General features: G+C 37.3%; 18 protein-coding genes, 1 other RNA gene and 2 pseudogenes. 8 read left to right on the top strand and 13 right to left on the bottom strand.

Annotated features, from left to right (window positions below; all coding sequences use genetic code 11):
* The first annotated feature begins 74 nt into the window (after positions 1–74).
* The 3 genes from AACL31_RS12630 to AACL31_RS12620 all read left to right on the top strand — a co-directional run bounded on the left by AACL31_RS12630 (position 75) and on the right by AACL31_RS12620 (position 2,534).
* The gene (locus AACL31_RS12630) at positions 75–719 is read left to right on the top strand and encodes a hypothetical protein (RefSeq protein WP_310511981.1); all 645 of its coding nucleotides are present in this window, start codon (positions 75–77) and stop codon (positions 717–719) included.
* Positions 716–1,207 carry a hypothetical protein gene (locus tag AACL31_RS12625; protein WP_310511980.1) on the top strand — a complete coding sequence of 164 codons (492 nt, stop codon included), beginning with the start codon at positions 716–718 and terminating at the stop codon, positions 1,205–1,207. Before AACL31_RS12630 ends, AACL31_RS12625 begins: the two co-directional genes overlap by 4 nt.
* Before the next feature lie 730 nt (positions 1,208–1,937).
* A complete protein-coding gene (locus AACL31_RS12620) occupies positions 1,938–2,534 on the top strand; it encodes a lytic polysaccharide monooxygenase (protein WP_310511979.1) in 597 nt (198 codons plus the stop codon).
* 222 nt (positions 2,535–2,756) lie between these two features.
* On the opposite strand, the gene AACL31_RS12615 is transcribed toward AACL31_RS12620, so the two are convergent.
* The 3 genes from AACL31_RS12615 to ppsR all read right to left on the bottom strand — a co-directional run bounded on the left by AACL31_RS12615 (position 2,757) and on the right by ppsR (position 6,521).
* Positions 2,757–4,205: a DUF853 domain-containing protein gene (locus AACL31_RS12615; RefSeq protein ID WP_310511978.1), complete on the bottom strand. Its 1,449-nt coding sequence runs from the start codon at positions 4,203–4,205 to the stop codon at positions 2,757–2,759.
* 291 nt (positions 4,206–4,496) lie between these two features.
* A complete protein-coding gene (locus tag AACL31_RS12610; RefSeq protein WP_339053205.1) occupies positions 4,497–5,543 on the bottom strand; it encodes a 3-deoxy-7-phosphoheptulonate synthase in 1,047 nt (348 codons plus the stop codon).
* Between the two features lie 138 nt (positions 5,544–5,681).
* A complete protein-coding gene (gene ppsR / locus AACL31_RS12605; RefSeq protein ID WP_310511976.1) occupies positions 5,682–6,521 on the bottom strand; it encodes a posphoenolpyruvate synthetase regulatory kinase/phosphorylase PpsR in 840 nt (279 codons plus the stop codon).
* A 238-nt stretch (positions 6,522–6,759) separates the two neighbouring features.
* Here ppsR and ppsA point away from each other — a divergent pair, with 238 nt between their 5' ends.
* Positions 6,760–9,138: a phosphoenolpyruvate synthase gene (ppsA, locus tag AACL31_RS12600; protein ID WP_310511975.1), complete on the top strand. Its 2,379-nt coding sequence runs from the start codon at positions 6,760–6,762 to the stop codon at positions 9,136–9,138.
* Between the two features lie 131 nt (positions 9,139–9,269).
* Here the strand turns inward: ppsA and AACL31_RS12595 are convergent, their stop codons facing one another.
* From AACL31_RS12595 to AACL31_RS12570, 6 genes and pseudogenes are all read right to left on the bottom strand, one after another.
* Positions 9,270–10,061 carry a heme ABC transporter ATP-binding protein gene (locus tag AACL31_RS12595; RefSeq protein ID WP_310511974.1) on the bottom strand — a complete coding sequence of 264 codons (792 nt, stop codon included), beginning with the start codon at positions 10,059–10,061 and terminating at the stop codon, positions 9,270–9,272.
* A 10-nt stretch (positions 10,062–10,071) separates the two neighbouring features.
* A complete protein-coding gene (locus AACL31_RS12590; RefSeq protein ID WP_310512011.1) occupies positions 10,072–11,067 on the bottom strand; it encodes an iron ABC transporter permease in 996 nt (331 codons plus the stop codon).
* Positions 11,067–11,889: pseudogene (locus tag AACL31_RS12585) on the bottom strand (heme/hemin ABC transporter substrate-binding protein). The gene AACL31_RS12590 and the pseudogene AACL31_RS12585 overlap by 1 nt, the downstream one beginning before the upstream one ends.
* A 20-nt stretch (positions 11,890–11,909) precedes the next feature.
* Positions 11,910–12,962, bottom strand: a complete 1,053-nt coding sequence (locus AACL31_RS12580; RefSeq protein ID WP_310511973.1) for a hemin-degrading factor — start codon at positions 12,960–12,962, stop codon at positions 11,910–11,912.
* A 352-nt stretch (positions 12,963–13,314) separates the two neighbouring features.
* Positions 13,315–13,650 carry a hypothetical protein gene (locus tag AACL31_RS12575; RefSeq protein WP_129109305.1) on the bottom strand — a complete coding sequence of 112 codons (336 nt, stop codon included), beginning with the start codon at positions 13,648–13,650 and terminating at the stop codon, positions 13,315–13,317.
* Entirely contained in the window at positions 13,647–15,056 is a 1,410-nt protein-coding gene (locus tag AACL31_RS12570) for a TonB-dependent receptor domain-containing protein (RefSeq protein ID WP_339053204.1), read from the bottom strand. The genes AACL31_RS12575 and AACL31_RS12570 overlap by 4 nt, the downstream gene beginning before the upstream one ends.
* Before the next feature lie 123 nt (positions 15,057–15,179).
* Here AACL31_RS12570 and AACL31_RS12565 point away from each other — a divergent pair, with 123 nt between their 5' ends.
* On the top strand, positions 15,180–16,148 hold the full coding sequence (locus AACL31_RS12565) for an IS110 family transposase (RefSeq protein ID WP_339053074.1): 969 nt from the start codon (positions 15,180–15,182) through the stop codon (positions 16,146–16,148).
* 9 nt (positions 16,149–16,157) lie between these two features.
* On the opposite strand, the gene AACL31_RS12560 is transcribed toward AACL31_RS12565, so the two are convergent.
* The 4 genes from AACL31_RS12560 to ydiK all read right to left on the bottom strand — a co-directional run bounded on the left by AACL31_RS12560 (position 16,158) and on the right by ydiK (position 19,407).
* Entirely contained in the window at positions 16,158–16,856 is a 699-nt protein-coding gene (locus AACL31_RS12560; protein ID WP_310512813.1) for a TonB-dependent receptor plug domain-containing protein, read from the bottom strand.
* A gap of 78 nt (positions 16,857–16,934) precedes the next feature.
* Positions 16,935–17,117 (bottom strand): hemin uptake protein HemP, encoded by a 183-nt coding sequence (hemP, locus tag AACL31_RS12555; protein ID WP_310512812.1) that lies wholly within the window; start codon positions 17,115–17,117, stop codon positions 16,935–16,937.
* Positions 17,118–17,934: 817 nt separating this feature from the next.
* Positions 17,935–18,043, bottom strand: an RNA gene (gene rprA, locus AACL31_RS12550) — antisense sRNA RprA.
* A gap of 254 nt (positions 18,044–18,297) precedes the next feature.
* On the bottom strand, positions 18,298–19,407 hold the full coding sequence (gene ydiK / locus AACL31_RS12545) for an AI-2E family transporter YdiK (RefSeq protein ID WP_310512811.1): 1,110 nt from the start codon (positions 19,405–19,407) through the stop codon (positions 18,298–18,300).
* Positions 19,408–19,621: 214 nt separating this feature from the next.
* Here ydiK and ydiJ point away from each other — a divergent pair.
* The 3 genes and pseudogenes from ydiJ (at position 19,622) to sufA (ending at position 23,784) form a co-directional block, all read left to right on the top strand.
* A pseudogene (gene ydiJ, locus AACL31_RS12540) lies at positions 19,622–22,680 on the top strand (D-2-hydroxyglutarate dehydrogenase YdiJ).
* Positions 22,677–23,087 (top strand): hotdog fold thioesterase, encoded by a 411-nt coding sequence (locus AACL31_RS12535; protein ID WP_310512810.1) that lies wholly within the window; start codon positions 22,677–22,679, stop codon positions 23,085–23,087. Before ydiJ ends, AACL31_RS12535 begins: the two are co-directional and overlap by 4 nt.
* Positions 23,088–23,412: 325 nt before the next feature.
* Entirely contained in the window at positions 23,413–23,784 is a 372-nt protein-coding gene (sufA, locus tag AACL31_RS12530; protein WP_310512816.1) for a Fe-S cluster assembly scaffold SufA, read from the top strand.
* The last annotated feature ends 6 nt before the right edge of the window (positions 23,785–23,790 follow it).

The following is a 23,790-nucleotide window of genomic DNA, read 5'->3' as shown; positions in this document are numbered from 1 at the left end:
ATTGAGGGCTAAGAAGACAATCTGATGACATTTTTTGTAGTATAGGTTTAATGCTATTTGAAGGTTAAGAATTCATGAGAATTCGCTATATGGTTCCGTTTAAGCGTAAAATCATCATTGACGACCATTGGGAAATTCCGATCCAGGGTGGGGGACTCCGAGTCATAGAAGAAAACGGTTACGCCAAAGCTCTCGAACTCACTTTCGAGAAACAGCCCCTAGAATACGCGCCGCATTTTCAGAAGCTCAGTGAAGGTGCGGCAGTTGCGGAGATCACCGGATGCGATCAACTTATAATATTTGTGAAACGCCAACTCAGAGACGCTGCCACGTTTCTCGAATGCTTCTATGACATCGAACTCATCACCGATGAAATGGATGTCAATTATGAAGGCGAAACGCCAGAGGAAGAAGCCAGGATAGTTATAAAGAGCATCTCTATGGGGCGGAAGCTACCTGCATTGCCGCTCTCTTTCGATATGCTTTCACGCGCAATCATGGCCGCCGATAAACACGATGGACCGAGATTTGAAGCTACTCTTGTGAGTAGTGCTCGGAAGGCACTTGAAACAGAGGAGTTCATTAATTCTTTCCGCTACTCGTTCCTGCTGATTGAGTCTCTTTATGGTGAAGGAAAATTTAAAAAAGCGGGTTTACAGGCGGTATTAAAAAAAATCAGAAGTTTCGAGATATCCTTGAGTGTACCCTCAAGGATGTGATTCCTGCGAAAAATGATCGCAGCTCAGCAACTGCTAAGTTGCTAGCGTCAAAGCCATCGGTAGATGATGTGATTAATCATCTTGTTGAAAAGCGAGGTTTCTATTTTCATGGAAATGTTAAACGAAGGGATGCATGGAAGCCTGATAAGCAAAGTGAGGCAGAGACGCTTGCTCTTCTCGCAATAGGTATTGCTATGAACATTTCTATGAAGGCATCTGAGCCGATGTTTTCCAAGGAACTAGAAAAACGCCACTTTAAAGACGCAATGCGCGCAGGAGCTAAAATTGTGTTTGAGATAAAATTCACATTTAGAGATATGGGTGAAACGTTCGATCGCGAGCATCAAATCAATGTTAATATGCCAGGAACGAAGATGACTTCTAGGTCTGCCTTTGGAATTGCTCAACATTTTCTTCAGCTGTTTCAGCATAATCAGCCCATGTCAGCATTACGCAAGGCAGAATGCACGATCCAGGGAACCGGGTAAAAAGTGTTCGAATTGACTTTACACGTTACCGAAGATAAAACCGAAAAGGCTACATCAGAAAAGATAAACTAAGTCATCTTACTTATATTGTAATTATATTCGCTATTATAAAGGTATAAAATGTATTGTAATAATGGGTATTCGCACACTAGTTTTGTCCATGTAGGCTTTAAAATTATTATCGTAAACCTATATATTATTCAATTTGTTGATATATAATGATTTTAGTTATTAATTCATAATTAATCGAAAGTATTCGCCAAAATAACTTTATATTAATAACCCAGTAAAAATTTTTACTGGGTTTTTTGTTACTGAGAATTATATTGTTATTTTAATAAGAATATAATTAAATATTTTATTTAAAAATTAATGCAAAATACCAATTCTAATTAATTTGATTAATATTTTTTCCATGTTATATAACATGGCTGTTTGAAAATTTATTTTATTTTTTAACTAAACATTAAATATGAAAATCATGTTTTATAAAACTTTAATTAAGTTTTTATTTTTATTAAAAATGGTTAAAAATAATTATTATTTATTTATTTATTTATATTTATTAGTTATTTGTCAAAAATATTGTAAGTGTTTTTTTAAGCGTTAAATAATTAATTTAAATTGATATCGAGCTTGTTCTGGGATGATAATTTTTTGCTCTGTTATTGTGTTTATTACTAATTATTTCTTTGCAGAAATCAAATTTATTGCTTAAGGAGTAAGAAAAATGAAAACCAAATTATTGTTGGCAACGTTAACGTTAATCAGTGCTTCGAGTTTTGCTAGTACCGGCACTGAAATCAAACCTATGCATGGATATATTGATTCGCCGGCTAGTCGGGCTTATTTATGTTCAACACTGCAAAACAAGAGTTGTGGCCCAATTCAGTATGAACCGCAATCAGTTGAAGGTCGAAAAGGTTTCCCACAAAGAAGGCCTGCTGATGGCAAAATAGCCAGTGCTGGTGTGGGGGCGTTTAAGCAATTGGATGAGCAAACGGCAACTCGTTGGACTAAGGTTAATGTGGTATCAGGTGAAAATATCTTCCATTGGACATTAACGGCCCCACATAGAACCACCGGCTGGGAATATTTTATTACCAAACAAGATTGGGATCCTAATGCTCCATTAAGTCGTGCTGCATTTGAATTAAAACCCTTTTGTTCACGATTTGATGGTGGATCGGTACCTGCTCGAGAAGTTACCATGAAATGCCAAGTACCTAAACGTACCGGTTATCAGGTCATTTTAGGTGTATGGACCATAGATGATACATCTAATGCATTTTATCAAGTTATTGATGCCAATATGAAAACTCGCTAGTTTTAATCATCTTACAACGATTTTTCTTAAGTAACTAATGGTATTAAAAAAATCTTTATTTAGCTGAAAGTACTACAGTGACTGCGATTGGCTGCTAAATAGTATTAACAAGTAATTTTTTCTATTTTATGATGTAAATAAAACTACTTGTTACTTATTACATTAGGATATTTGATTAACAAACCTGGTTTAAGCTACAGCCAGGTTTGTTATTGGTTATTTTTAACGTTTTCTACCGCCTAAAATGCCACGAATAATTTGATTACTGATTTGACGTACTGCAGATTTCGTTGCCGTTTGCACTAAACCCTCTTTTTTACCCCCTCTAGGGCCGGTTGAACCAAAAAGAAAATCTTTTAAGCCGCCGACAAATCCATTATCTTCGGTATTTTTTGTTGTTTGATTTGTCAGTTTTTCATAGGCTGACTCGCGATCCAGCATCTTCTCATACTTGCCATAAATATCTGAATGATTAAGTAGCTGATTGCGCTCTTCGGCAGTTAATACTCCCATGCGTGAGTCTGGCTCAATAACAAAAGCTCTTTGAACTATATTAGGACGTCCTTTTTCGTCTAAGAACGAGATTAATGCTTCACCAACCCCAAGTTCAGTTATTGCCTGTTCAGCTTTAAAATCTGGATTTGCTCGCATAGTTTCAGCTGCTGCTTTAACTGCTTTTTGATCACGTGGCGTAAATGCTCGTAATGCATGCTGAACCCGATTGCCTAACTGTCCTAGAATATTATCGGGAATATCAAGTGGATTTTGGGTAACAAAATAAACGCCAATCCCTTTTGAACGGATCAGTCGAACAACTTGTTCGATTTTTTCCAGTAATGCTGTTGGTGCATTAGTAAAAAGTAGATGGGCTTCATCAAAGAAAAACACCAGTTTTGGTTTTTCAACATCACCCATTTCAGGCAAACGTTCAAAAAGTTCCGATAATAACCATAATAGAAACACCGCGTAGAGCTTAGGCTGATTATAGAGCTTTTCTGCGGCAAGAATATTGACCATCCCTTGGCCATTAGGATCAGTTTTGATCAGATCAACGATATCAAGCATAGGTTCGCCGAAAAAGTAATCAGCGCCTTGTTGTTCAAGGGTTAATAATCCACGTTGTATGGCGCCGATTGAGGTGCTGGCAATGTTACCGTATTCAGTTTGAAATTGTTTCGCATTTTCACCAACATATTGAACGGTAGAGCGCAGATCTTTCATGTCCAGCAATAGTAAACCGTTGTCATCGGCAATTTTAAAAATAAGTTGTAATACACCACTTTGCACATCATTTAAATTCATCAACCGTGATAATAGCAATGGTCCCATATCTGAGATGGTTGCCCGCACCGGGTGTCCAAGTTCTGCAAAAACATCCCAGAAAGTGACAGGGCAAGCAGCTGGGTGCCAGTCTGTTACGCCAAGCGCTTCGAGGCGTGATTGCAATTTAGGTGTTAATACACCTTTTGCACCAATACCCGAAAGATCACCTTTTACATCTGCCATAAAAACCGGTACCCCAATTTGAGAAAAACTTTCCGCCATTTTTTGTAGCGTTACAGTTTTACCTGTTCCTGTTGCACCAGTAATTAACCCATGTCGATTTGCCAGTGCAGGCAATATGGCTAATTCAGTTTCACTATTTTTAGCGATGACGAGAGATTTTTGCATCTAAAAATATCCTCTGTAGTCGGCATAATGGGTATAATTTTGTTGCCAGGCTTGATAGTAAATTTTAGTTAAATTTTTAATTACCAGACAAAATAGTAAATGCGATTGTTAAAATAGGCTCAATAAAAAATTATACAAGTGTATAGGGTAAAGATAGCTGATGGTGGGGCATTTGGTATTTTAATAATAAAAAATTCAGTAAATCCGGCCAGATAAAATAACTTATTGGTAAGGAAGAATTTTGTTTGACAATTAATTTAATTGTGACTTAAAAATTCTCCTTTATGATGACTAAAATCGATGTTTTACCGCTTCAGCAAGTATAGTTAGTAATTGTTCAGTGTCCTGCCAGCCTAGGCAAGGGTCGGTAATAGACTGACCATAGGTAAGTGGCTTGCCGGTAGTGACTTGCTGGGTACCTTCTATTAGAAATCTTTCTGCCATAATGCCGGCGATAGCCCTCGAGCCTTTTTGCAATTGTTGAGCAATGTTTTTAGCGACATCGATTTGGCGTTGATGAATTTTTTGGCAATTACCATGGCTAAAGTCGATAACCAATCGTTCCGGTAATCCCAATTTGCGTAACTGACTACAGGCTATGGCAATATCTTCAGCGCTATAATTAGGCCGTTTTCCTCCCCGCATAATAATATGGCCATAAGGGTTACCTTTTGTTTGATAAATAGTCATTTGGCCATTCTTATCAGGTGATAAAAATACATGGCTGGCACGTGTGGCACGAATAGCATCGATAGCAATATTGATATTGCCGTCGGTACCGTTTTTGAAACCAACTGGACATGACAGCGCTGATGCCATTTGTCGATGGATTTGGCTTTCTGTTGTTCTGGCGCCGACAGCTCCCCAGCTAATAAGATCGGCTACATACTGACCGGTTATCATATCTAAAAATTCAGTTGCTGTTGGTAGTCCAAGTTGATTAATATTAGTTAGTAGCTCACGGGCTAAACGCAAGCCTTTATTAACTTGGCACGAATTGTTTAGGTCAGGATCGGAAATTAAACCTTTCCAGCCAATCACCGTACGTGGTTTTTCAAAATAGGTACGCATCACGATTTCAAGATAATCTTTATATTCGCCGCGCAATTTAGCCAACATTTTGGCATATTCAAGTGCCGCTTGGGTATCATGTACAGAGCAGGGGCCAATGACCACCAATAGGCGTTGATCTTGGCCAATTAAAATTGACTCAATCGATTTCCGTGACGTTGTAACATTTTTGATAATTTCTTTGGATAGCGGAAATTCATCCACCAGCGCTTGAGGCGTAATAAGTCTATCAATAGGTTGAGTTCTTAACTCATCGGTTTTATACATATTTATCTCATATATAATTCAATATAGTCGATTTTCTGGCAAATAAACTAGCATTACCATAACCGAAAATAAACTGGATCTAATGGTTGTTTAAGATATCGTTAAAGTAATGAGCGTTTCTCAGCTAATTTTAAATTGTTAAAATATACGACGACTTAGCCCAAATATTTCAATAATTTTGGCTGAAATCTCTTCGACAGAGTAATTAGTTGTATTTAAATAGTTAATATTATGTCTTCTAAATAAAGCCTCAGCCTCTGTTAATTCTATCCGACATTGATGTAAAGAAGCATAACGACTTTTTTCATAGCGCTCTTCACGAATAGCGGCTAGACGCTCAGGACTAATTGTTAGACCAAAAAGTTTATTTATATAAGGTTTTAATGCAAGTGGTAATTGTAAATTATCCATATCATCTGCGGTGAAAGGATAATTGGCAGCCTGGATGGCAAATTGCATCGCTAAATAGAGGCTGGTGGGTGTTTTACCACAGCGCGAAACCCCAAGTAAAATAACCTGAGCCTGATCGAGATTTTTTAGTGATATACCATCATCGTGCGCTAATGTATATTCAATCGCTGCAATTCTAGCATCATATTGATTTAGATTAGATAGTCCATGCGTACGGTTGAGCTTTGGTTCGGGTTTTAAGCCGATCTCTTGCTGGATCGGATCAATTAAAGATTGGACAATATCATGACAACAGCCAGCACTATTGGTAATAATTTTTTTTACTGTTGGAGAGATAATCGAGTAGAAAACCAACGGCCGGAGATGGGTTTTTAAATAGATTTGTTCAATTTTTTGTTTTATTTCTTCGGCGCGTTTTTCGCTGGTGACAAACGGTAGTGTGTAAGAAGAAAAATTTAGCGGAAATTGTGATAAAACTGCATGCCCGAGTGTCTCTGCAGTAATAGCGGTTCCGTCAGAGATAAAAAATACACAGCGTTCTAAATTTTTGGCGTGATGATTGTCCATTGGTTAATTTTCCTTTTCTTTAATTCTATTTTTAGAAAGTAAAATAATAAAGATCAAATGTAAAAATTTGTTAGCCGAATGATAGATTATCTGGTGTTAAAAAATATTATTATGAGCTTGATCGATTCACCATTCCATTTTTGGTTCAACACTATGTTAGTCTTAATGATGAGATAATTTTTGCCAACTAACTAAAATATTTACACTTCCTATGAATTTTAATAAGGGATCTTTTTCAATGTCCGATAATGGCCGTACTTCATGCAATATACTTTGGTATAACCAGCTTACTATGAATGATGTTGATTTAGTTGGTGGAAAGAACGCTTCTTTAGGTGAAATGATCACACATTTAGCTGATCTGAATGTTATGGTGCCGAATGGTTTTGCCACTACCGCCCGAGCTTTCAATGATTTTTTAGAACAAGGTGGGGTTAATCAGCGTATATACCAATTATTGGATGAAATTGATATTGACGATGTAACTCAATTAGCCAAAGCAGGTAGCCAAATCCGGCAATGGATCATCGATACCCCTTTTGGCGATAAATTAGAACAAGATATTCGGCAGGCTTTTTTGCAATTATCCGCCGATGAGTCTGATATTTCGTTTGCCGTACGTTCTTCTGCTACTGCCGAAGATATGCCAGATGCTTCTTTTGCAGGTCAGCAAGAAACTTTTTTGAATGTACAAGGTATTGACGCGGTAATGGTTGCTATTAAACATGTTTTTGCTTCACTATTTAACGACCGGGCTATCTCATATCGAGTTCATCAAGGTTATGATCATCGTGGTATCGCGCTTTCTGCTGGTATTCAACGCATGGTACGTTCTGATTTAGTTTCTTCGGGCGTAATGTTTACTTTAGATACCGAATCAGGTTTTGATCAGGTAGTTTTTATTACCTTAGCGTGTGGGCTTGGCGAGATGGTTGTTCAAGGAGCAGTTAATCCTGATGAATTTTATGTGCATAAACCGACATTAAAAGCGGGCCGTCCAGCTATTGTGCGCAGAACATTAGGCTCGAAAAAAATGCGTATGGTCTATGCTGATAATCATCAACATGGTAAGCAGGTGAGAATTGAAGAGGTAGCCGAAAAACAGCGTAATAGTTTTTTGTTAGCGGATCATGAAGTTGAAACCCTTGCTCATCAGGCATTATTAATTGAGCAGCATTATGGCCGGCCAATGGACATTGAATGGGCTAAAGATGGCCATAATGGTAAATTATATATTGTCCAGGCGCGTCCTGAAACTGTCCGTTCTAATCAGCAGGTAATGGAACGCTATCAAATAAAAAAAACCGGTAAGGTATTAGTAGAAGGGCGTGCTATTGGCCAACGTATTGGTGCAGGAACAGTTAAAATTATCCACGATATTAGTGAAATGAGTCGTGTGCAGGCTGGTGATGTTTTGGTTACCGATATGACCGATCCTGATTGGGAGCCTGTCATGAAACGAGCCGCTGCTATTGTCACTAATCGTGGTGGACGTACTTGCCACGCGGCGATTATTGCTCGTGAATTGGGTATTCCGGCTGTGGTTGGTTGCGGTGACGCGACTGAGCGGCTACAAGAGTGCCAATTAGTGACAGCCTCTTGCGCTGAAGGTGATACCGGTTTTGTTTATGCTGATAAATTGCCATTTGAAATCAAAAGTTGTCAGGTTGATAAAATGCCACCATTAAAGGTGAAAATCATGATGAATGTCGGTAATCCTGATCGAGCATTTGATTTTGCTTGTTTACCTAATGATGGCGTTGGTTTGGCACGTTTGGAATTTATCATTAATCGCATGATTGGGGTCCATCCACGCGCTTTATTAGAGTTTGAGCAACAAACAGCTGAGTTACAGGCTGAAATTCGAGCGCTAATGTTAGGTTATCAGGATCCGGTTGAGTTTTACATTTGTCGCTTAACAGAAGGAATTGCAACACTAGCGGCAGCATTTTGGCCGAAACGGGTGATTGTCCGTTTATCTGATTTTAAATCAAATGAATATGCTAACTTAATTGGCGGTGAGCTTTATGAACCTCATGAAGAAAACCCTATGTTAGGTTTTCGTGGTGCCGGACGCTATGTGTCCGATAGTTTTCGCCAATGTTTTGCCCTGGAGTGTGAATCGGTCAAGTGGGTGCGAAATATCATGGGGTTAACCAATGTTGAGATTATGATCCCATTTGTCAGAACCGTAGCTCAAGCAGAAGCTGTTATTGAGGAGTTAGCACATCATGGTTTAAAACGCGGTGAAAATGGTTTGAAAATTATAATGATGTGTGAAATTCCATCAAATGCCCTATTAGCAGAACAATTTCTTGCCTATTTTGATGGATTTTCTATTGGTTCGAATGATATGACACAATTAACCCTCGGGCTTGATCGTGATTCGGGTATTATTTCTTCATTATTTGATGAACGTAATGAAGCGGTAAAAGCATTAATTTCAATGGCGATCACAGCCGCGAAACAGCAAGGCAAGTATGTAGGTATTTGTGGTCAAGGTCCTTCTGATCATCAGGATTTTGCCCAATGGTTAATGAAAGAAGGGATCGATAGTCTTTCGCTTAATCCCGATACGGTGATGAAAACATGGTTGTCACTGGCCGAAAATGATTAGTACTGGTTAATTTTATTAATTAAATTTATTTTGCAAACTGAGGCTGAACATAAAAAAACAGACTCAGTTAGTGGCGATCAATATTTAATATTTATGCTTTTAACTGGCGATTATCAATCAAAATCAATTAGTTAATGATGTAAAAATATTTGCGGAACATTTTTGTCTGGATGAGTTTTCACATAAAGATTGGCTCTGTACCAGCGGCGTAAATTGTCTTCTGTCATGACTTGTTGCGGCGTGCCGACACTAACCAGTCGCCCCCGATAAAGTAAATAAATGCGATCTGCATATAATGCTGCTAGGTTTAAATCATGTAATACACAACAGATGCCAATAGATTGTTCTCGATTTAATCGATGTAATAAACGTAAACTTTGCTGCTGATGATAGAGATCAAGTGCCGAGGTTGGTTCATCCAAAAATAAGTAGCTATTATTGGGCTCTGGCTGCCAAAGTTGGGCGATAACTCGTGCTCGCTGAACACGTTGTTGTTCTCCGTCAGAAAGTTGTTGGTAATTTCGATAACGCAATGCCAGGCAGTCTGTTTGTATTAATGCACTTTCGATAGCTTGATTGAAATAATAACTACCATAGGGAGTTCGTCCCATTGCCACAATTTCTTCAACGGTAAACGGAAAGTTGAGTTGGTGATGTTGACGCATTACCGCACGTTTACGCGATAATTTATTAATATCCCAGGTTGCCAGCGATTTCCCTTCTAATAAACAGTCTCCAGTATGTGGTTTAAGAAAGCCGGTCAATAAACGTAGTAAGGTCGATTTTCCGGCACCGTTAGGCCCGATAATAATACTTATTTGGTTGTGATAGAGTGACAGTGATAAATCATCAATAATATTTTGACTGTTTACGCTATAACAGAGTCGTTTTGCTGCAATAAAAGGTGGGGAAGAGCGGCACATAATTTTATTACTAACCTTGTGACTGTTTTAAAATAAGATAGAGAAAATAAGGGGCACCAATTAACCCGGTAATTAAGCCTACTGGAATTTCTGCCGGTGTGGCTATGGTACGAGCGATGGTATCAGCAGTAAGTAGTAAAGCGGCCCCGGCTAAAGCACAAGCGGGTAATAACCATTTATGGTTGGCGCCAAAGCTTATTCTAATAAGATGTGGGACAACTAAACCAATAAAACCAATTATTCCACTTAGCGCAACAGCACAACCAATTAAAAGTGAGCTAAGTAGTAACAGGATAAATTTTGTTTTTTTTACTTTTAAACCGAGATAATGGGCCTCTTCATCACCTAATTGTAATAAATTAAGTTTCTTACTTTGTTGTAAGGTAATAAGTATGGTCAGTGAGATGATGGTGGCGGCAATGGCTAATATGGCACCATTATTTTGACTTAAAGAGCCCATCATCCATAATGTAAAGTTGCGTAACTGTTGGTCATCGCTAATATAGCTAAGTACACCAATGAAAGATACGCATAATGTATTAATCGCTATGCCTGACAAAAGTAATTTTGTTAAATGACCATTTGAATAATGGGTTAATGAAAAAATAACTATTGCAATAATAAAGCCACCAGCAAACGCGGCTATCAGATAACCATAGTCACTTAACAGTGAAGAACTGGGGAAGGGAAGAACAATAAAAAGCGCAACACCAAGGGCTGCTCCGCTACTAATGCCAAGTAAGCCGGGATCGGCTAATGGGTTACGAAATAGCCCTTGCATAATAGCACCCACAACGGCTAATGCACAGCCGACTAATAATGCCAGCAAAATACGGGGTAAGCGAATAGTTAACCAAATTTGCCAATGATTATCGGTTAATGGTTGTTGCCAAAGTGTGTTAAACGACAAAGCCATTGCACCCACATTTGCCGCCAGTAAGGTAATTAAAATAACAATACAAAATAAAATGAATAAGCCCAATTTTGGATAAGCGAATTGTTTCATCATTTATTGGTTTTTTCCAAAGTATCAAGTATTTGTTTCATAACGCTAGGCGTCGACAAGCCAAATCCGAGCAGCCCTAAATCATTAACGACGAGTAATGCTTTGTTTTTTCCGGCAGGTGTCATATTAATACCCGGCAATCGCCAGACTTTTTCTATTCCACCTAAAGAGCGGAGCCCTTCAAGAGTAATTAAAATCCAATTAGGTTGGCTGGCAATGATGGCCTCTTGAGAAAGTGGCAGATAACCATTAAAACCTTGCAATGCATTTTTGGCCCCGACCGTTGAAATAATACTATCTGCCGCGGTGCGTTGACCGGCGACTAGCGGTACAGTTCCATTATGGCTAAATATGAAAATGATTTTTTGTTGCAAAGGAGCAGTATTAATTAATGACAATTGCTCATTAAATTTATCGATGAGTTGTTCACCTTTTTGTGGCTGCTGGATAGCGTTAGCAATGGTGCGAATTTTTTCTGGTATGGCTGCCAGAGAAGGTGTTTCTGTTACTTTTATTATTTTCACTCCTGTTTGTTGAATTTGTTTTAGGACTAAATCGGGTTTAGCTTGTTCACTTGCTAAGATTAGTGTCGGGTATAGCGAAAAATGCCTTCAGCATTTAACATACGCATATAGCTTACGTCAGGAAGCTTTAATACCGATTCTGGTTGACGACTGGTACTATCTCGAGCAATAACCTGTTTCCTTCATTAAGGGCATAGATAATTTCAGTAATATCCCCTCCAAGGGTAATAATGCGTTCATTTGCCTGAGAATAAGGAATGAGTAAAAATATGATGATGGAGAGAAGCCCTAATTTCATATTAAGTTTAACTCCTGTCATTATATTTTAGTTAAGGTTGAAATTTGCTTTTGCCAATCTAATTGTTCAGGTTCTCCTTCGGTACGTTGACCAAATAGTTGAATGACTTGATTGCCATAGTGATCAAAAATTTCCAGGCTGGTGACTATACCATCCTTGGTTGGTTTACGTGTTACCCAACTGTTAGCGATGCCAGTTTCAATCACATTGAGGGAGAATTTTGTATTTAAAACATTAATTTTTTGTAGCGAGCTTTGTTTGTCATGATAAGCCGCCAGTTTTTGAATGCATCCGGTAAATATTTGCATGCATCCAAGGTTACCAACGAAGATCATAATTTCATTTTGTTGATTAAAGGCGGAGTGCAGGATGTGATAGAGAGAATGATTATTAACCTGATAAGCAAGTTCGTCGCTAACTGCGGCGAAGATTTGTTGCCGTTTGACATTATGTTTTTGCAATAATTGAAAAAATTGATGAATATTTGTCATATTGCTCCAATCTGTTTCTAGTTGTTTTTTTACCGCTTCGTTAATATGTGGTGGTTGTTGATAGGCAGTAATAGGACGCAAATTTAATGGCGGATTGGCGGTCATTTGATATTGATTGATTAACTTATACCAAACAGCCATATTGGTTTTTTCAGTGGCATAGATCTTATGTACGGTATTACCATAATGATCAAAAACCTGAATACTGTGCTGTATATTATCTGAAAATGTCTCAGTTAAGGCAAAGCTGATTGCCCAGTGATCAAGAAAAATACGCAAATCCAGTTCTCTGGGATTAAGAACAATACCAGTCAGGTTGTTTAAACGAATATTTTTGAATTCACCGATATGGATATGAGTGGCATATTTATTATTGGTAATTGCTTTTATTTCACCTAGATTTGCTAATTCAGGTAATAATAGTGTTGGGTTTATATTTAACCGTTTAGCATCATCAGCATTTGCACATGCATAAATCAATTCTGCTTCTGTGACATTTAAATAGTTTACCGATTCTGCCATTGATTGCAGATTATTCTGCTGTTTTGCCTGCTGGTAGCGGTTATAAAGTGAATCGTTCATACTTTCATTTCCTTATTAGGTATATTGTGTTGATCCATAATTTATTTATTACTATCACTAACCTGCTATGCCTAATGTTGGACATAGGTGTAAATTGTAGGGTCTCTCTGATTTATTAAATTTAAAATCCTGTTTGTCATTACTAATAGCTTAAATAGAAATCTTTAGCTCTATAAACCACTTGTTGCTGTAGATTGTCTGATTTTTATTATTTTGTTTGTTTTTTGAGCTAAAAAACGTATTTATGACAAAATTTTGCTCTGATAGAGAGAGATTTCGCAATAAAATTAATTGTCATGAGTAAAATAAATAAGTAATTACTTATGACTTGCTATTACGTTAATAAAAATAATTACCAGCGATAATTAATTTTAAAATGTATATTCCTACCTTCCTGTGGAATACCTAATGATGAGGTGTAGGACTTATTAAATGCATTGGTTAATGATAGGGTGGAATTTATGCCTGATAACCGCCCATTTCCTTGATAATATAGATAGAAGTCATTGGTACCATAACCCGTTTGTTGAGTGATAGGATTCCAATATTTATCTTTACCTCTATGGTCGCCAGAGCGATTAGTTCTGGCGGCAAACTGTCCAACCCAGCCCAATGAAAAACCGCTATTAGCCAGTGGTACATCAAGTGAAGCCGTCAAACTTTCTGGTCGAATCGATGAAATGCTCATACCAGATGTGGTGTCTTTCGCATGAGTTCGATTGTAAGCGAGAACAGCATTGAACCAAGGAGTGGTATAATAATTCTACTATCTATACCATGGATAACCACAGATGGTGTATTGATACTTAATGTGTCTAGCCTCTGGCCATCAATGATGGTTGTTATATAATCAGTTGCTTTAGTATCAAAAACAGTTGTGCGCCATTGCAAACTATCATTAGCCAGCAATTTATTATCAAGATGTAACCTTAATCCATATTCAATAGTGTGGTTGCGTTCAGGTCGTAAATTAGGGTTGGGTTTGAAATAACTACCGGGGAAGTGTCTTGAATCGTTATAAATTTCACTTAATCTTGGGGCTCGGTAACCTTCGGCATAAGAGGTAAAGAGTTCCAACCAATTTGTTGGGTTAATACTGATAGCAGCACGAGATGTCCATTGAGAATCCTGGTTGTTGCCGTGTTTATTACTATCATTTTTATAGTTCGTATAGCGGGTACCGGCAGAAAATGTAATAGGAAGTTTATTTAATGTTATTTCATCCTCTAACCAAACAGCAATATTACGTAATGTCGCTACTGGAAAGTGATTAGCTTGTTTATTAGACTGTTGCTGTTGTTGATAAAATTCGCTACCAATGTTGAATTGGTGAGCAGCAAACTGATTATGATCCCAGGTAAAATAGTTAGTTATCCTGCTTCCTTGGATATTAAGTGAACGGTTTTCATCATTGTTTTTATTAATAGGTTTTTGTTTGATCATGAGTTTACTGTAGTAAAGATCCCAATCTATAAGCCAATTTTTCGTATGAAGAGGATAAATTTTTTGTGTCAATTGAATATCATATTGTTTGGTATTCCGATCATAGTGGCTATTTGTGTAATAGTTAGGTTTGACAACTTCTGGGTTTCTAAGTTGTATTCCATCATTTTGATAATAGCGTAATTGAGCTGAAATCATATATGACGGAGTAATTGCCCAGTTGCCCTTGGCGAGTAGACTGTGAATATCCTCCTTGTATCTTGAAAACGGTTTAAAATAGTTACGATTAGATTTGGTAAGGTGCATGCAGCCCGATTCCTCCTTGTATCTTGAAAACGGTTTAAAATAGTTACGATTAGATTTGGCAAGGTGCATGCAGCCCGATTCCTCCTTGTATCTTGAAAACGGTTTAAAATAGTTACGATTAGATTTGGCAAGGTGCATGCAGCCCGATTCCTCCTTGTATCTTGAAAACGGTTTAAAATAGTTACGATTAGATTTGGCAAGGTGCATGCAGCCCGATTCCTCCTTGTATCTTGAAAACGGTTTAAAATAGTTACGATTAGATTTGGCAAGGTGCATGCAGCCCGATTCCTCCTTGTATCTTGAAAACGGTTTAAAATAGTTACGATTAGATTTGGCAAGGTGCATGCAGCCCGATTCCTCCTAGGGTTTTAAGCCCGTTAATTAGCGACCGGCGCATACACTGAGTCACTCATCTGAAACCCGAACAGTTGTCCGTACTCCATAACGCATTTGCAAGGATGGGTAATCATGAGTCAGCCAAATCCACTTTGTGTGGGTATTGATGTTTCTAAAGCAACGCTGGACATAGCAGCCAGCTGTGATATTGCACAGTTTACGGTCAGTAATGACTCTGACGGTTTTGATGCCATTATCGCCGAATTGAGAAAGCATTCGGTGGTGTTGGTTCTGATGGAGGCAACTGGCGGGCTTGAAGCTACTGTGGCCTGCTCGCTCCAGGCTGAAGGCTTTGACGTCACTGTGATCAATCCCAGACAATCCCGAGACTTTGCCCGCGCTATGGGCTATCTGGCAAAAACTGACCGTATTGATGCCAAAGTGCTTGCACAAATGGCAGAGGTTATTAATCGACATCCGGAGCGAGAGCGCTTTATCCGGACTCTGCCAAATGCAGAACGTCAGGTTCTTGCTGCGATGGTCGTACGCAGACGCCAGTTGATTACAATGTTGGTGGCAGAACGTAATAGGCTGTATACTGCACATCCACAGAATAGAAAAAGCATCAACATCATCATCAAGGCGCTGGAAGATGAACTTGCCAGAATCGATGAGGATATGAACAACCACATAAGGAACCACTTTAAGGATCTGGCCGCTAGGCTGAGCAGCATTAAAGGGGTTGGTACCATGACAGTTGCTGCGTTGTTGGCGGAGCTTCCCGAACTGGGCAGCCTCTCGAGGCGAGCTATTAGCGCGCTTGTAGGCGTTGCCCCCATAAACCGGGACTCGGGTACCATGCGTGGTCGGCGAACCATATTTGGCGGAAGGGACGGAGTCCGAACAGCACTTTATATGGCCGCGCTTGTAGCAACTCGCTTTAATCCGGTGATAAAAGCCTTTTACATGCGTCTGCTTGCAGCGGGAAAAGCCAAAAAAGTGGCGCTGGTCGCCTGTATGCGCAAGCTGCTGACTATCCTGAACGCGATGCTCAGAAAGAACGAAGAATGGAATGAGTCGTACCATCACGTTTCTCCATAATTTTAACGTTCAAGACAGTTGCTTATTAAAAGGAATTGAGCCATCACTGAGATGAGGCGATCCTTTTGATCTTGTACTAAAGGCAATCAATCCATCAGTGTCGTCAGTTCTACCAAATAATAAGCTACCATATTGATATCCCTGATCATTATGGCTATAGCCTAAGGTTAGAATAGCACCATGAGATTGCTCTGGAGCCAGCAGATCTCGTGCATTAACTGTTTTTAAGGCGATAGTACCACCAAGGGCTCCACTACCATCTTGTAGGCTATTACTACCTTGAATAGCAATGATTTTTTTTATAAACATTGGGTCTAGAAAGGTGCCGGTGATTGTTCCAGCATCAATATCTTGCCGAATACCGTCAATGGTTATGAGAACCCCGGAACTTTCATAACCTCGCATGTTTAAATTTTGGCCATTAGTACTACCAAAGCCAGAGAGGCTGACACCGGGAATGTTTCTTAATAAATCTAATGCGTTAGATGCATATTGATATTTTGGCTTGCTAGTATCAATTACCGTATATGTTTTAGCGGTAGTGGATATATTTGGCATTGCTTGATCAGCGTATACGGTAATGGTTTTATCGTCTGCTTTTGCCCAGGATGGCTGCGGAATCAGCATTCCGATGATACAAGGTACGCCATATAGTGAATATTTAATATAATTAATTGATTTTAAGGCGGTTTTTTTCTTGAGACCCATAGGTATCCTTCCCTATTGTTATAATAGATCTAAAAATTAGCTGCCTGATAGTAGTTAGGTGGCTTGGTTTTGATTATTTTATTTGGTTAATATTAATTTTCCTGCTCTGGTCTGGCGTAATTGATAAATTTCACCTTGATGGTAGATATTAGCAACTCCTTTTTGATCCAATAAATGTTGGCTATTGATGGTATTAATCATCTGGGTTGTTATTTGTTTTACATCTGAATTTAGTAAATTACTTTGTCTGAGTTTGTTCATATCGAAGAGGTATAACTAAATAATGGTAATGATAATTATTATTGTTTTGTTGTTAATCAAGGTTTTTCATCTGCAGATAAACCGTGATAAAGTGAAATAATGATAAATAATTAAGAAATTTATTTTAAAAACAACAAAATAGAATTATTCTCATAAAGGATGGTTGAAAGAATATAAATAATTTTTATAAAGCAGGATTATTATTTTAGATGGTATTAGAATAATCAGTAATATTTATCTGTTTTTTATAGTTTTTTATTCATTCTTTGAGCAATAAAATAGATAATAAATATGTTTTTTAATCTAAATGCAATTATATAATAAAATGTTATTATTTTAAATAATAGATTTTATTTGTTTATATTATAGTCAAAATATATCGTTCAAAACTTTTATTTGATTTTCATGGTATTCCATTCACTTATTTATTGTTAACTTTAGGTTATTTTTACTATTTTATTTATATTCAGTGACGTTAAAAAAATAACATAGTTGAAATTTGTAAATTATATGTTTAATTATAGCTGGACGGATGACAGACCAGATTATGATATAGAATAAGGTTTATTTACTGTTATATAATAGAAATCAAATAATAATATATGGTATTAGATAATCAATTGAGTGGTAAATGAATAACAGGTAAAATTTATGCATGTTTTATTATTAATCAATGTTTGGCAGGCTTAATTAAAAATATGAATATTTATAGGTAAGTATCTTACTTTATAGCAGATGCGCTTTAGATTATTATAAATAAAAGTCAATAATATCATTATAAATCAATTGATTATCATTAATATTACTATTTGCAATAGAAAAAAAAAGCCTATCATGGGCTGACAGGCAAAGACTACACACAGCAATATTCTGTAGGTTTCATGATTTTTTATTGCATAATAATGCTAGGAATATTGAAACCAATAATTTATAAAGAGGTTAATCTATAAGCATTATATTAAGATAACTCTAAGGTTTTATCACTAAGAATTATCTCAATAAAAATTTAACTTTATAGTATAATTATATAAGATTATTATTTAATCATACTAATGTTAAAATTAATGAAATTTAATTGTACGGTATTAATCGGTATTTTGGAAAATTTTTAGCGCAACAAATTTCAAATAATTTAAGTATAATGATTAACAAGAATATTAATTAAGTCAATCATTTTAATTTAAGGATCTTTCTTATATAAATTAGATTTGGTTAAATTATTTGATAACTTAGTTGGTTTCGAAACCTCATTCATCCAGGCGGTTAGTAAATTATGTGAGACAGCTAAAACGACTGGACCAATAAAAAGACCAATTACGCCAAATGATAAAATTCCACCAATAGCGCCAATCAAAATAAGTATCATTGATAAATTCGCCCCCATTCTTATTAAAATAGGACGTAGTACGCCATCCATTGTTGCGACAATTATGCTCCATACAATCATAATAATGGCCCAGCTGGTATTGCCTGACCAGAATAACCATACTATGGAGGGTACCATAATCAATAATGGTCCAAGTTGGGCAACACAACATACAAAGATAAGAATTGTTAATATCGCAGCATAAGGAATATCTGCTAAAGCTAAACCAATACCACTGGTAATTGCTTGTATTAATGCGGTAACTACTACACCTAATGCAACAGCGCGAATTGATTGGCCTGCAAGTAGGATCGCGGTATCGCCTCGCGTACCTGCCAGGCGAATGGCAAAATGCCGAATACTTAATATAACACTTTCTCCCTGCAAATAGAGTAATGCACTAAATAGTAACATTACGACAAGATGAAACACGAAACGCCCGGCATTAATGGCTTGCGCTAAGAACCAGCTGGTTGCTTCTCCAACATACGGTTGTAGTTTAGCAATTAATGTATTACCGCCATTAGCGACCAATGTATGCCAACCATAAAAGAGTTTATTACCTATAAAGGGTAGGTTTTTTAACCACAATAGCTCGGGTAATCTAATTTCAGTTGGTGATTTTGCCCATTCAATCAGTGGGCCACTGTTTTGAATAATGCTACCAATTAGTATTGCAAAAGGAATAACAAATAATAATATTACTAATAGAGTCATCGCTATACTTGCTAGCCATTTTTTATGCCATAGTTTACTTTCAATTTTTTTAAATAATGGCCAGGTTGCAATAACCACCATGCCTGCCCAGAGAAAACCAAGTATGAATGGTTTCAATACCCAAAAACATGCAGCTATCATCAATAAAATAGCAATTATGCTAAAAATGAATTTGGGTAAATCATTAGGGGATTGCGCTTTTTCCATATATTAGCCTGATTATAAAGAATGATGGGTGCATATTATCAATTGTCTATTACATGATTAATCATGTTTTTTGTATCTAATAAAAGTAGGGTGATGATGGAAATTGTATTGTTTACAAAATGTTAATTACCAAATTTTGTCTGGTATGTACTCTCAATTAAAGATAGTACATAAATTGCAAAGTGAACACTAATTAAAAAGAGTTACTAGTATAATGATCCCACGTATAGGACGCGCTCATCAAATCAGTCAGCAGATAACAACCTATTTAACGACATTAAAAGACCGAGGTTTTAGCGGAGATTTAACCACCAGTTATGCTGAACGTTTATCAATGGCAACAGATAATAGTATTTATCAACTTACACCTCAAGCTGTTGTCTATCCACGTTCGACTAGCGATGTTCAATTGTTGGCGAAACTTGCCATTGATAAACAATTTCAGTCATTAACCTTTACACCCAGAGGTGGTGGCACAGGGACCAATGGCCAGGCTTTGACTGAAGGCATTGTGGTTGATATGTCGCGCTATATGCAAAAAATTTTGCAAATTAATGTGGCAGAAAAATGGGTTAGAGTCGAAGCTGGTGTGATAAAAGATCAACTTAACCAATTTTTGGCACCTTATGGTTATTTCTTTTCACCTGAATTATCAACCAGTAACCGAGCCACTTTGGGTGGCATGATCAATACTGATGCCTCAGGTCAAGGCTCATTAGTTTATGGTAAAACATCGGATCATGTACTGAGTGTTAAAGCTATTTTACTTGGTGGAGAGGTATTAGAAACCTATCCGATGACAGTTGAGTTGGCGGAGCGTTTTTCACAGCAGCAATCAACTATTGGTCGCATATATAGCACCGTTTATCACCATTGTCGTCAGCAGCGACAGCTAATTTTGGCTAAATTTCCGCGATTAAATAGATTTTTAACCGGTTATGATTTGCGACACGTGTTTGACGATACTATGACGCAATTTGATTTAACCCGAATTTTAACCGGCTCTGAAGGGACGCTGGCTTTCATTACCGAAGCTAAGCTAAATATTACTCCATTACCTAAAATAAGACGATTAGTTAATATAAAGTATGACTCATTTGATTCAGCGTTACGGAATGCACCAGTTATGGTGGCAGCCAAAGCATTATCAGTGGAAACGGTTGATACTAAAATCCTCTCTTTAGCGCGTGATGATATTATCTGGCATTCAGTGAGTAAATTAATTAACGATGTTGATGACAAAAAATTATCAGCATTAAATATTGTTGAATTTAGTGGGGATAGTGAAGAAAAAATTAATCAACAATTAACCCGTTTATGTTCACAATTGGATAAGTTAATTCAAGCCGGTAATTCGGGGATCCTTGATTATCATATATGCCATCAATTAGCAGATATTGAAAATATCTATACGAATGAGAAAAAAAGCAGTTGGCCTGTTGGCTAATACCAAAGGATTAGCAAAACCGATACCGTTCGTAGAGGATACTTGCGTGCCACCGGAGCATTTAGCCGATTACATTGCTGAATTTCGTGCGTTGCTTGACCGCAATAATTTAGCTTATGGCATGTTTGGACATGTTGATGCAGGGGTATTACATGTTCGCCCGGTGATGGATATGTGTGATCCTCAACAAGAAGTATTAATGAAACAAATTTCAGATCAAATTGCTCAACTTACTGCTAAATATGGCGGCTTATTATGGGGGGAACACGGTAAAGGTTTTCGCTCCGCCTATGGCCCACAATTTTTTGGTGAAAAGCTTTATCAAATACTCTGTCAAATTAAAACCGCATTTGATCCCTTTAATCAATTAAACCCAGGAAAAATATGCTCATCAATTAATGTAGCGCTCCCGTTAATGCCTATCGATGCTGTAAAAAGAGGAACTTATGATCGCACTATCCCGATCAAAGTGAGGGAAACATTTGAGCAGGTTATGGCCTGTAATGGTAATGGCTTGTGCTTTAATTTTGACGTTAATAGTCCAATGTGTCCTTCAATGAAAATTTCCCAGCAACGAATTCATTCGCCAAAAGGCCGAGCAACATTAATGCGAGAATGGTTAAGATTACAGGTTAAGCAAGGCGTAAACTTAGCGTTATTTGCAGAAGATATTAATAGTTATAAACTCTCTTGGCTGCAAAAAATAACACGCCTATACCATACCTTGCGAGCTAAGAGTGGACAGTATGATTTTTCCCCATGAAGTAAAAGAGGCGATGGCGGGTTGTTTAGCCTGTAAAGCGTGTTCAACCCAATGCCCAGTTAAAATTGATGTTCCCACGTTTAGGGCAAAATTTTTAGCCCTCTATTATAGTCGTTATTTGCGACCAATTAGTGACTACGTGGTTGCCAATATTGAATTAACTTTGCCGCTGATGGCAAAACAACCACGCTGGTTTAATTTTATATTACGGCAAGGGTGGATACAAACCCTAGGTCACAAGGTGATTGGACTAACGGATTTTCCTCAACTGTCTACACCCAGTTTACAACAACAATTGGCTGGTCATGCAGCATTGTCTCTGTCATTGCCACAATTAGAAAGCTTACCTGAAGAGACTCGCAGCCAATTTGTTTTTGTCGTCCAAGATCCATTTACTAGTTATTATGATGCAAGGGTAGTTGCAGATTTTATACATTTAATTGAAATATTAGGTTATCGGCCTATATTGTTGCCATTTTCTGCTAATGGAAAAGCGTTGCATATTAAAGGATATTTAACCCGTTTTGCCAAAACAGCGCAAAAAACAGCGGATTTTCTTAACCGCTTAGCGCAATTATCAATTCCGATGGTCGGTATTGATCCAGCCTTAGTGCTCTGTTATCGCGATGAATATAGCCAGATCCTTGGTAATAAACGGGATAAATTCGAAGTTAAATTAGTTAATGAGTGGCTGATGACAGTATTAGCGCCAAAGCCAGCAGCGAAGTTAACGGCTGAAAAATGGTATCTATTAGGGCATTGTACCGAAATGTCATTGTTAGCTGATAGTGCCCAACAATGGATTAAAATTTTTGCTCAGTTTGGTCGTCAACTTATTAATGTTAATGTTGGTTGTTGCGGCATGGCAGGAACTTATGGTCATGAGGTTAAACATCTGGCTAATTCAAAGGGAATTTATGCCTTATCTTGGGGAAATCGATTACAAAAATTACCCAAAACACGTTGTCTAGCAACAGGTTACTCTTGTCGCAGTCAAGTAAAACGAATTGAAAATGAAACAATAAAACATCCTTTACAAGCGTTATTGGAGATATTTAAATGATTTGGCAGCGTTCTTATACCCTCGAAGAAATTAATAGTTGGAGTGATAACAGCATGTTATCCCATTTAGGGATTGTTATGTTAAGTATCAGTGACGATACTATTGAAGCAACAATGCCGGTTGATCAAAGTACCATGCAGCCGTTTGGATTACTACATGGTGGTGCTTCGGTGGTATTAGCCGAATCGTTAGGCTCGATAGCTGGTTATCTCTGCACTCAAGATAATCAAAAAGTAGTTGGCACCGAAATTAATGCTAGCCATATTAGGCCGGTATCTTCAGGAAAAGTACGTGGCGTATGTAGTGCAATTCATCTAGGTCGCCGGCGACAAGTCTGGTCGATAAAAATCTTTGATGAACAATTAAGACTGAGTTGTATTTGTCGTTTGACAACAGTAATCATTTAATGATTAGCACTTAAAGATAACTAAACGACAAAAACTCGATGATTTAGCGATACTTTGTTCGTCACGTTAAATATTGCTGAATTTGCGAGTTTATTTTATTTTTTTAATGTTTATCAACATGTTAATATGATTGATAAATTAGGAATCGTAAAAAAACAGTAAAATAAACGCCACTTTTTGCTGAAAAAACACTCTAATAAAAATATCCGCTTAAAATAAATGGTTGAAGTGAGAAATGTTATCATTACCATATATAATATTAAACAAAAAAAGTCTAGTTACATTGATAGTGTAATCTAGTCAAAATATTAGTTTTGTGAGGTCAATAATGGCAGAGCATGTTGATACTTTTTCTTTGAATGAAACAACTTGGCAGGGCCTTACCATAACCGATAAAGCAGCTGCTCAAATTCTTAAATTAATGAAAAAAAATCCTGCTAGTCAGGGATTATCTCTTAATATCAAGCAATCAGGTTGTGCAGGATTTGGTTATGTCATTACATTGATAGATAATCCAACTAAAGAATATTTGCTGTTTGAAAATAATGGCGCCAAACTTTTTGTTCCTCTAAAAGCAATGCCATTTATTGATGGTACTGAGGTTGATTATGTTCGTGAGGGACTTAATCAAGTATTCAAATTTAATAATCCTAAGGCTCAACACGCTTGTGGTTGTGGTGAAAGCTTTGGTATTTAAGTGAAT

This window comes from Arsenophonus endosymbiont of Crataerina pallida (assembly GCF_964020125.1).
Taxonomy (GTDB): domain Bacteria; phylum Pseudomonadota; class Gammaproteobacteria; order Enterobacterales; family Enterobacteriaceae; genus Arsenophonus; species Arsenophonus nilaparvatae.
This window is presented reverse-complemented; position numbering and strand designations above follow the sequence as displayed.